At 57.7% G+C, this 10,079-nt stretch carries 8 protein-coding genes, 1 tRNA gene and 2 pseudogenes; 1 reads left to right on the forward strand and 10 read right to left on the reverse strand.

Going from position 1 to position 10,079, the window contains the following annotated elements; translation table 11 throughout:
- Positions 1 to 41: 41 nt before the first annotated feature.
- The 10 genes and pseudogenes from JCM25146_RS25150 to hisG all read right to left on the reverse strand — a co-directional run bounded on the left by JCM25146_RS25150 (position 42) and on the right by hisG (position 9,525).
- Positions 42 to 299 (reverse strand): autotransporter domain-containing protein, encoded by a 258-nt coding sequence (locus tag JCM25146_RS25150; protein WP_408734916.1) that lies wholly within the window; start codon positions 297 to 299, stop codon positions 42 to 44.
- The gene (locus tag JCM25146_RS23790) at positions 296 to 2,917 is read right to left on the reverse strand and encodes an autotransporter outer membrane beta-barrel domain-containing protein (RefSeq protein ID WP_025827569.1); all 2,622 of its coding nucleotides are present in this window, start codon (positions 2,915 to 2,917) and stop codon (positions 296 to 298) included. The genes JCM25146_RS25150 and JCM25146_RS23790 overlap by 4 nt, the downstream gene beginning before the upstream one ends.
- 16 nt (positions 2,918 to 2,933) lie before the next feature.
- Positions 2,934 to 4,703 carry a beta strand repeat-containing protein gene (locus JCM25146_RS23795; protein WP_025827571.1) on the reverse strand — a complete coding sequence of 590 codons (1,770 nt, stop codon included), beginning with the start codon at positions 4,701 to 4,703 and terminating at the stop codon, positions 2,934 to 2,936.
- A 443-nt stretch (positions 4,704 to 5,146) separates the two neighbouring features.
- A tRNA-Phe gene (locus tag JCM25146_RS09500) sits at positions 5,147 to 5,222 on the reverse strand.
- 56 nt (positions 5,223 to 5,278) lie between these two features.
- A complete protein-coding gene (locus JCM25146_RS09505) occupies positions 5,279 to 5,461 on the reverse strand; it encodes a DNA gyrase inhibitor YacG (protein WP_025827572.1) in 183 nt (60 codons plus the stop codon).
- Between the two features lie 2 nt (positions 5,462 to 5,463).
- Positions 5,464 to 6,506, reverse strand: a pseudogene (locus JCM25146_RS18520) (ribonuclease E/G).
- Between the two features lie 35 nt (positions 6,507 to 6,541).
- Positions 6,542 to 7,174: a Maf family protein gene (locus JCM25146_RS09515; protein WP_025827574.1), complete on the reverse strand. Its 633-nt coding sequence runs from the start codon at positions 7,172 to 7,174 to the stop codon at positions 6,542 to 6,544.
- A 2-nt stretch (positions 7,175 to 7,176) separates the two neighbouring features.
- On the reverse strand, positions 7,177 to 7,395 hold the full coding sequence (gene infA / locus JCM25146_RS09520) for a translation initiation factor IF-1 (RefSeq protein ID WP_003623225.1): 219 nt from the start codon (positions 7,393 to 7,395) through the stop codon (positions 7,177 to 7,179).
- Positions 7,396 to 7,465: 70 nt separating this feature from the next.
- Positions 7,466 to 8,777 (reverse strand): annotated as a pseudogene (hisD, locus tag JCM25146_RS18525) (histidinol dehydrogenase).
- A 22-nt stretch (positions 8,778 to 8,799) separates the two neighbouring features.
- Positions 8,800 to 9,525: an ATP phosphoribosyltransferase gene (gene hisG, locus JCM25146_RS09530; RefSeq protein WP_025827589.1), complete on the reverse strand. Its 726-nt coding sequence runs from the start codon at positions 9,523 to 9,525 to the stop codon at positions 8,800 to 8,802.
- A 230-nt stretch (positions 9,526 to 9,755) separates the two neighbouring features.
- Between hisG and JCM25146_RS23080 the strand changes: the two genes are divergently transcribed.
- The coding region (locus JCM25146_RS23080; RefSeq protein WP_206777540.1) for a hypothetical protein at positions 9,756 to 10,079 on the forward strand (324 nt) is incomplete at its 3' end.

The raw sequence follows: 10,079 nt of genomic DNA on the forward strand, positions 1-10,079 counted from the left end.
CGCGGCAAGGACTTTATGGCGGTGCCAGAGGGCTGGGTGGGCTAGAACTTCAGCAACACGCTGGCCTTGACCCCGCTTTCCACAGACTGGTTGCCGTACTGCCCCAGATACGACAGCCCGATTTTGATCCGTTCGCTCAGTCTGGCTGTCAGCCCTGCATCGATAACCGCTGAATCAACCGAGAGCGGAATCCCGGCAATATCCATGGACCCGCTGCCACCCGCTGCAAACAGGGCGTGGGCAGTCGGCGTAGTCAGCCCAAAGGCATGCCGATACGCGAGCGAGGCATGTGGGATCAACAGCATTTTTCCCGCATGCAGGTTGAGGATGCTTTGATACCAAAGGTGGAGAAGGTCACCCCCGTATCCATGCCCCGGCCCTGAAGTGCGGCAGCGCCTCCATGCTCATGGTAGCCGTTGGTGTGCAGGTTTACATACGCCACATTGGCAAAGGGCTCGGCCAGACCATAGCGTGTATGGAGCCGGTAGCCCACCTCGCCAAATCCTTGCGCCGTCCCGGCCAGATAACTGCTGGAAAGGCGGTCCGCGTAGCCGGGAAAAGCAACAGTGCGCTGCATGCTCAGCATGTTCCACGTATAGGCCGCGCCCAGATTCAGGTTGAGTGCCCCCCAGTGCGTGCCAGCATAACCGCCGATGCTCACATTGTTGCCATGACCCGAGGAGCCGCGCCCGCTGTTGATGTCAAACATGGAGCGGCCATAGCTGAGCAATGCGCCAATACGCCACGCACCATCCATGAACGGGGCGTCCACTCCCATAATAAAGCCTGTGGTGGAGTGGTGCATGGATGCTGCATTGCCATCTCCCCCGTTATGGCCAAGGCTGCCATAGGCTTGCCCCCACAGCACCGCCTGCCCGGCAAGGCAGCCCTCATCCTTGCGTCCGGTTTTAAGGGATGCGGTATGTAGGGTGGCATCGACATGCCCATTGCCGCACTCGGCTGTATCCAGCCGGTCCATGGCTGCCTGCCGGACAAACAGGCTGTCCTGAATCAGGGCGGTGCGGGCGGAGGCATGCACTTCGCCAGAGAGGGCGTTCATACCCCGTCGTGCTTCCTCAGGCGTCAGGAGTTCGACCGCCTGCACCATGGCGTTGTCCGAGGGCATGCGGTCGAGTGCTTGTGCCGCTTCGCGTTCATTGCGGCTGTTGGCGACGCTTACAAAGCGCACGGCGTTACGTGCGAGCAGCACGTCAAGATCATTGCCGTTGTAAAACAGGGAGGGGGAGATAAATGTGTAAAGAGTGGTCAGGTTGGTCTGCAATGCGTAGCTTTTCTGGGTAAAGCCGCTGCCGGTTGTGAGCAGGGTATAATAATCATTCAGCTTGAACCGGGTGGAGGGGGTTACATTCAGCACTACGTTGCCAGACAGGGATGCGCTGTCTGTTACCGTGACAGTGCCGGACTGGAGCTGCTGGTATTGTATGCCCTGCAAGGTCATGGTCTTGCCAGAGAGCTGGCTGCCCCCGCTCAGGGCAAGGGTGGAATTACTGTCTGCCTGCAACGTGCCCTGCACGGTCATGCTCCCTTGTACTCCCTGCGGGGCAAGGGTTCCCCCCTGCGAGATAACCGTATTGCCAACAGAGCCTGTGCCAGTCAGCTCTCCGCCATTCTGTACTGTCGTGAGGTGGGATGAGGCAATGGAGCCATCGACTTCCAGGGTTCCCTGAGTAATTGTGGTGTCACCCGTGTAGGTGTTGGTGGCATTCAGTACCGTAGTGCCAGCGCCGTTCTGCTCCAGCCCCCCTGTGCCTGCAATACTCTGGGCCAGCGTGAATGTGCCGCTGTGATTGATGGCCAGCTTGCCGTTGTTCTGTATGGCGGTCCCCGCGGCGAGCGAGCCGGTGGTGCCCCCGTTACCCAGTTGCAGAACACCGCCTGCAATGGTGGTGCCCCCCGTATAGGTCTGATCTTTTGTAATAATCAGTGTACCCATATCGCTTTTTACAAGGGTCGTTCCGCCGGAGACTGATTTGTCGTTCAGCACGGTATCCAGTATGGCGGTAATGGATGCGCCGGACGTGGTGCCATCCCCCACGCGCACGGTGGTGGTGCTGTTTGCCGCGTACAGGTTGTCCCCGGTTATGATGTAGATTTTTCCATCATTGTTGGCAAACTGCATGCCGCTTGTAATGACGTTGGACTGCTGGCCGTTAAGTGTGTCCTGCACGGTTACGGTTCCGGCATTGCCAGCGTAGACAACAAAGTTGTTATTGACCCACGCTCCGTTTGTGGTGCCTGTCTTGTCGGTCCAGTTTAGTCCTGTCGGGTCCGTGTTCCATGTGCCTGAGCCACCATCAATGGTAGCGTTGCTGCGGTTGCTTGTCTTTCCCCCGTCCCAAAAGGTGAGGCTGTTATAGTCCACAATCAGGTTAACCTGATGGGCAATGGATGTTTGCAAGGAGACGGTGCCACCCGTGGCCACATTGGTTGTGCCAAGGGTCTGGTCTGCAACGCCGGACAATGCGCCACCATACGTGTACAGGCGGTAAAGCCCTGCGTCGAGATGACCTTTAGATACGCTCGGCCCGTCCGGGTTGGCAGTAATGTTGAGCGTTCCGCCAAGGGTCAGATCCCCACCTACAGCCACAAGGGAGTTGTAGGCCCCACCGGATGCATTGGTCTGCCCCATATAGAACTGTTGGGATGATCCCTGAGCCAGTATCAGGTTATCTGCAACACTCAGTGTTCCTACACGGGTCGAGACATCCCCCGGGGTCAGTGTGCCCCCCTGTGCGATTGTTGTTGTGCCCCCCAGTGTACCCGTGCCGGACAGATTGCCTGTATTGCCCACCAGCACATTACCATTTGCGGCACTCTGGTCCCCATTTACCACCAATGTGCCTTCATCTACTTCGGTTGTACCGGTGTAGCTGTTATCACCATCGAAGACCTGCACTCCTGCTGCCGTGATTTTAACACCGCCTGAACCAGAGAGTGTGCCGGAATAGGCGCTGTTGGTGGATGCCAGAGTCAACAGGCCATCGAGTGTGCCATTGGCGGTGCCGCTCAACGCACCAAGGCTTGCACCATTGGTGGTGACGGAAAAACTGCCACCATTTGCAGCCAGTATGCCGTTTATGGTGTTCCCGTCCAGCGTCAGTTCCTGATGTATTGGTGACATTTCCTGAAATTTTATTGTTTTTTTCCAATGTCATGATTCCGGCATTGGTTGCACTTGCAGCGCTGCCACCGGTCATGGTCAGTGTTCCATTGGCATCGTTGGCGACGGCCCCCTGCACGGTGCTACTGGAAAGAGTGGCTGTACCACTTTTATTTTCTATACTGCTAACCTGTGATCCATCCTGAATGGTCATGACCCCGGTATTGGTCAGCGCACCCGAAATGGCGCCTGAATCCATGTTCAGGACAGTTGAGTTGGTGAAACTGCCTAAAACCTGAGCATTTGTATTGATGATGAATGTGCCCGCATTGTTCACCTGCCTCTGGATTTCTGAAGAATCTGTCAGGTTGAATGTTGCGCCGGAGGTGTTTGTCACATCCTGTTTTATGGTGGAGGAGCCGCTCATGGTGATAGTGCCAGAGTTTATGACCGACAGGTTCAGCACTGCATTGTCTGATATCTGAATGGACGCGAGCTTTGTATTGACTGTCAGCCCGCCAATGGTGCCCTTTATAACAAGACCACCGGTATTGATGATGTTCCCCGTTACCTTGGCCCCGCTGGTAATAACGCTTGCATGGGAGGCATTGGAGGTGTTGGAGAGTGCACCTGCCAATGATCCGGTAAGGATCAGCTGCCCATTGTTACTGACGTTGGTGTTGCCGGTATAGGTATTAGCCCCGGAGAGGGTCTGTGTTCCACTGGCGATGGAAATTGTCCCGTTCCCGGACATGCTGCCAGAATACACAGAATTATTGCCGCGGTTGATCAGTAACGTGCCGTTGAGCGTGCCATTGGCTGAGCCAGACAGGGCGTTAATGTTGCCAGCAATAACAGTGAACGTGCCACCTACCGCATTCAACGTGCCAAAAATATTGGAGTACTGCCCAGATAGGGTGAGCGTGCCGCTGTGGTTGGTCACAGTGCCCTGTACCATACCCGTACCGCTCAGGTTTAATGTGCCATAGTTATCAACGCTGCCCGCTATGGTGGCACTTGTTGTCATGTTGCCAGAACTCTGGTTGGTTACGTTGCCGATAACCATGCCTGAGTTCAGGTTTGCGGTTCCTGAGTTATCAAAATTACCGTTGGATGTTCCGTTATTATTTGTAAAAGAGGCTCCCTGTTCATTGGTGACAGTCAGTATGTTGAACCCCGAAACATTGATTGTGCCATAGTTGACAATATTTCCAGCATTGCTGGATGTGCCTGTAATTGTGCCAGATGCTGCGTTGTTGATGTCTGACGTTGTGCCTTTTGTACCGGAAAACTGACCAAAATTATTAAGAATATTCAGTGATCCGGAGTTGCTGAAAATACTGTTGTTGGTTGTTGTGCCTGTAACTCTCCCGCTAGAGGTAACAGTCACTGTACCGTTGTTGGTAAGGTCTGTATTCTGATTGCTGGAAATCTCATAGGTCTGGCCATTGTTTACGGTGTACCCCGTTGAACTGCCCGACGCAAAAGACGGGATAGAGACAAGGAGCGAGCTTGTAAAAAGATAAAATTTAAGACCATTGAATCTCGTTTTCTGGAGAACCGTCACCAAATCTTCCAGCATAATGCTGTCTCCTGAAGCGCATGTGGCTATAAAGTCTCAGGAGTGATGGTTAATGATAATCCATTAACAATATTATAATTGTTCATGTAGTTTGCTTGATAGTATTTTCATAACATCAAATAAATACAGTATATATTATTATTTTGTTTTTTTATTTACTAGCTGGATGTGTTTGTGTGTTTTTTACAAACCTAGGCCAATTATCCCAGTAGGGGCGGGTGCGGAGACCCCATAAAATGGCCCGTGTGGGCAGGCCGGGAAGAGCTGGGCAAAATATTCAAGGGAAAACAGGGCGTCACAGTGCTTCAAAGCGGGAAGAGCACATGCGGCCAACACGAAATAGTGTACAGACTGAATAGAGATCCGCTAAGAGCGCGTCATGTCTGTCAGTTACAAACGTAACTATAATATTTTAGGGGGGAGCATTTTGGTAAATGCGAGAATGGTGCCCAAGACCGGGATCGAACCAGTGACACTGCGATTTTCAGTCGCATGCTCTACCAACTGAGCTACTTGGGCACCGCAAGCCTTGCGGCGTGAGAGAGGATTTATCTCAGCTGGCTTCCGAGATCAAGTCATGTTTTGTCATTTATTTCAGCTTTTTCGCTTTCCGCATCGGGGAGCTGTTCAGCCGGAATGCGGTAGGTGCCACCAAACCAGCGGCCAAGGTCCACATCCGCACAGCGGCGGGAGCAAAAGGGGCGATAGGCTGTGGCGGAAGGCTGCCCGCAAATCGGGCATTTGGCTGAGTGGGTCATTGTTAATCCTGAACCGTCCATGTCAAATCGGGCAGGGCGGGGTCCATGTGCAGGCTCAGGGGCCTGCCAAGCTGGCGGGCGCATTCGGCCACGGCTTCGGGGTCCTGCTCCAGTGCGCGCATAAGGCCCGCCCCACCGCGCAGGCGGCGTGTATGGGGGGCGTGGGCTAGAATGTGCCGTAGTGCCCGCAGTGCGCGTCCGTGTGGGCTGTTCAGCAGTTCAGGTAGGGAGGGATAAATCCGTGCGCGCACAATTTCTATCAACCCAGAGCCGTTACGCCCAGGCAGCGGGGGTTGAGCGGGTCAGGCTTGAGCGCTTCGGCCATAGGCTCCAGCAGGGCCTGACGTTTGCGTGTTGCCAGCCCCGCCGGATCAATAAGAATGGCGCCAGACAGGTTGCGCAGGCGGATTTGGCCCATGAGTGCGGGCAGTGCGTCGCGGTTGGCGGCAAATTGTGCGGTTTGTTTGGGCCTGCCCGTTTGTGCGGGTGGGGCGTCCATGTCAATCGCAATCAGGGCCGGGGTGGGGGTAATGGTTGCTTCCATCCCACCGGGCAGGTGCACCACGGGCTCCTCAAGAGCATCGCAGGCGGCAGCTATGGCATCGGGGTAGGGGGTAAAGCCGGGCTCGCGCCGCTCACGGAGGGAAGGGGGGATGTGGGCTGCCGCTGCCGGGCTGTCCGCTACCAGTGTTGCGGTGGGCCATAAGGCGGCAAGTCGTGCCAGCGGTGTGGGGCCGGGGGTTACAAGCCCCCTTTGCTCCGAGCAGACATCTGCCGCCAGCAGGCGCAGGCGTACGCCTTTGCCCCCTTGTGCGGCACGGCTGACTTCCACCGTAATACTCTGCCCCTCGGTCAGCTTGGGCGCGCCATTTTGTAAGGGCAAAAAGCCGCTCAGGTTGGGAGCAAGCGCCACAAAAGCTCCCCCCATTCCGGGGGTAAGGGCTTCTATGCGGGCATGGAAGATGCTGCCCACCATATCGGGGGCAGCAGGGCGCCAGAGCGCAAAATCCAGCAAGCTATCGTTTTTGGTAACCGCAATGCGCATTTCGCCCGGAAATGTGGCAATGCGCAGGAACAGGCTCACGCTAGCCAGCCACCGGGTTGCCCACGCAGGAGCTGCGCTGTCTCAAACAATGGCAGGCCAATTACGGCTGAGGCGCTCCCAGACAGCGCGCGGATAAAACCAGCAGCATGGCCCTGAAGGGCGTAACCACCAGCCTTGCCAGACCAGTCACCCGCGTCCAGCAGGGCGTCAATCTGGTAAGGTGTCAGGCGGGAGAAGGTGACAGCCGTTTCCACCAGCCGTGCGCCATATCGCCCAGACACCCAACTGGTGGTCGGGGCCACCACAACGGATGTCAGCACCGTATGCCGCCGACCAGACAGGCGCTCAAGGCAGAAGCGCGCTGTATCCCGGTCCTCTGCTTTGGGCAGAATGCGGCGGCCAAGGGCCACAACGGTATCTGCTGCCAGCACAAGGGCGGGTTCGCCAAGCGTGCTGGCGACAGTTCTGGCTTTTTCGGCTGCCATGCGCTGGGCATAAACCCGTGGCACCTCGCCTTTGGCCGGTGTTTCATCAATATTGGCAGGCAGAACACGGTCGGGCGTAAGCCCGATCTGTTCCAGCAGCGCAATACGGCGGGGGGAGGCAGATGCCAGAACCAGAAGGGGGGCCACGTTCTGCCCCGCCTGTGTCTGGCAGGAGAGTGTCATGCTTACTTGAAGCGGAAGGTGATACGACCCTTGGACAGGTCATAGGGGGTCATTTCCACATTCACCCGGTCGCCTGCCAGAACGCGAATACGGTTCTTGCGCATCTTGCCACTGGTATGGGCGAGAATAACGTGTTCGTTGTCCAGCTTTACGCGGAACATGGCATTAGGCAGCAGTTCGGTTACTGTGCCGCTAAATTCGATCATGTCTTCTTTAGACATTGCATCCTTCGTGTATGTTAAAACTGACGGAAGTTCTGGTCAGCAGGTATGGTTGAGGGGCGCTTGGCGGTCAAGCGTTAGGTGTTTGCTCGGCCAGGGCATCCAGCCGGGCAGAAACGCTAAGGGCGTGGGCTTGCAGCCCTTCGGCATGGGCCAGAGCCACGGCGGAAGGACCAATTCGGCGAAGCGTCCGGCCCGCCGGACAGGAATGTCGTGCGCTTCATAAAGTCGTAAACAGACAGGCCGGAGGCAAAGCGCGCGGTGCGCGATGTGGGCAGGACATGGTTTGGCCCCCCCACGTAATCCCCCACAGCTTCGGGGCAGAAACGGCCCAGAAACGCCGCTCCCGCGTGCCGGACATGCACAAAAAGGGCCTCTGGGTCATCCACCATCAGTTCCAGATGTTCGGGTGCCAGACGGTTGGTCAGTTCCACAGCTTCAAGCAGATCACGGGTAATGAGCACAGCCCCATTGCGCGCCCAGCTTGCACTGGCAATGGCGGTGCGGGTCAGAACTTTCAGCTCCGCGTCCACTGCTGCAATTACCCTGTCGGCAAAGGTGGCGTCAGGGGTAATCAGTGTGGCCTGTGCCAGTTCGTCATGCTCGGCCTGGGCCAGCAGGTCGAGTGCGATCACGCGCGGGTCGGAGCCCGAATCGGCAATGACCACCACATCGGACGGGCCTGCAATGCTATCAATCCCCACATGCCCAAAGACCTGCCGTTTGGCTTCGGCTACATAGGCGTTGCCGGGGCCGACAATACGGTCAACGGGCTGGATGCTCTGCGTACCATAGGCCATGGCACCTACAGCCTGCGCACCCCCTACGCGGTAGATTTCGGTCACACCTGCGCGGTCGGCGGCGGCCAGTACCAGCGGGTTGATCACACCATCGGGTGTGGGCACGCACATGGCCAGCCGCCCAACTCCGGCCACCTTGGCGGGAATGGCGTTCATAAGCACGGAGGACGGATAAGCCGCCTTGCCACCGGGGACATACAGCCCAACGGCGTCCAGCGGAATCCAGCGCATGCCAAGGGTCATGCCCGCGTCATCAGTGTAGCGCATGTCCGCGGGGAGCTGCTTTTGGTGGAAGCTCTCAATCCGCCGGGCAGCAACGTCCAGCGCGTCCAGCAGTTCGGGGCTGACCTGCGCCTTGGCCTTGGCCACTTCTTCAGCGGTAAAGGCCAGTTTTTCCGGTGTTACGGGCAGGCGGTCAAAGCGTTCGGTCAGGGCGCACAGGGCGGCATCGCCCTCCTTGCGCACGGAGGCCAGAATGTTGGCTACGGGGCCGGTGACTTCCTGCCCCTGTTCTTCCCGGTTGGTCAGCAGCGCGCTGAAGGCGCTTTCAAAACCGGCATCGCGCGTATCAAGCCGTTTCATGGAGTTTGATCTGCCTTACACATTATTTTGCGGCGGGCGCGCTTTGCGCAAGCGCCGTGCGGAAGCGTGAGAGAATGCCGTCAATCTGGTCGGGGCGGGTTTTGAGCGCCGTGCGGTTGATAATCAGGCGGCTGGAAACCTGAGCAATGGTTTCAACCTCCTTCAATCCGTTTGCGCGCAGGGTGGAGCCTGTGTCCACCAGATCCACAATCAGGCGTGACAGGCCAAGCATGGGCGCCAGCTCCATGGCGCCGTGCAGATGCACAATGGTGGCGTTAATGCCGCGCGCGGCAAAAAAGCGGCGGGTAATGGCGGGGTATTTGGTAGCGACCCGCACCTCTGACCAGCGCGACCATTCCTGCGGGTCATGCGGCAGGTGGGCTGGCTGGGCCACCGCAATGCGGCATGAGCCAATGCCCAGATCAAGGGGGGCATAAATTTCAGGGTAGTCAAATTCCATCAGCACGTCGGAGCCGCAAATACCAACCTGCGCACCGCCAGCAGCCACAAAGGTGGCAACGTCAAACGAGCGGACACGTACAATGTCCACGCCGGGGTCCTCGGTAGAAAAACGCAGCTTGCGGCTGCTGTCGCCCAGACAGTCGGCGGAAGGGGCCATGCCCGTACCGGCCATAAGGGGGGTTACAGCCTTGAGAATGCGGCCCTTGGGCAGGGCCAGAACCATTTGTCCATTATGGCCCGCACCAAGCGTGTTGGTGGTCTGGGGGTCTGTAAGGGACTGGCTCATGTAAACTCCGGCAGGCAGGGCATTGAAATGCGGCCTGCTCTCCTAGCACAAGGTCGCCGGGAAGAAAAACCGGCAGCCTGTTGTCCGGGTGGAAGAAATACCTCCACCCGGACAGTCAGGGTGGGTTTTAGCGCTTCCACCACCCCGTACGACGGCGGGTTGTTGGCGGGCTATCCTCAATCACGATTGGCTGCACCAGCGGTTCTGCTTTTTCCTGCGTGGGGGCCGGTGTGGCTTCTGCGGCAGGTGCCGCTTCTGTGCTGGCTTTGCGGGTCGTGCGGCGGCGGGTGGGCTTTTTGGGCGCATCCTGCTCCGCATCCGGTGTTGCGGTGGTGTCGGCTGTCGCTTCTGCCGTAGCGGCTGCTGCCTTGCTGCGCGGTGCGCGGCGACGGGCAGGTTTTTTGGGCGCAGCTGTGTTGCCTCACCCGCTACGGTTTCTGCCTCACCGGCTTCCTGCGCATCGACCGGAGCGTCAGCCACAGGCGTCTACGCTGGCGGTAGCGTTTTGGCGGCTGCCGGTTTGCGTGTGGCACGGCGGCGTGTGGGCTTGGCGG

Origin of the sequence: Acetobacter okinawensis JCM 25146 (assembly GCF_000613865.1) — a bacterium.
GTDB lineage: Bacteria > Pseudomonadota > Alphaproteobacteria > Acetobacterales > Acetobacteraceae > Acetobacter > Acetobacter okinawensis.

Bases quoted from the DNA above. Each gene is read 5' to 3' on its own strand.
- JCM25146_RS09505 (WP_025827572.1), bottom strand. From the start codon at position 5,461: ATGACCCACTCAGCCAAATGCCCGATTTGCGGGCAGCCTTCCGCCACA.
- infA (WP_003623225.1), bottom strand. From the start codon at position 7,395: ATGTCTAAAGAAGACATGATCGAATTTAGCGGCACAGTAACCGAACTG.
- JCM25146_RS09515 (WP_025827574.1), bottom strand. From the start codon at position 7,174: ATGACACTCTCCTGCCAGACACAGGCGGGGCAGAACGTGGCCCCCCTT.
- JCM25146_RS23795 (WP_025827571.1), bottom strand. From the start codon at position 4,703: ATGCTGGAAGATTTGGTGACGGTTCTCCAGAAAACGAGATTCAATGGT.
- hisG (WP_025827589.1), bottom strand. From the start codon at position 9,525: ATGAGCCAGTCCCTTACAGACCCCCAGACCACCAACACGCTTGGTGCG.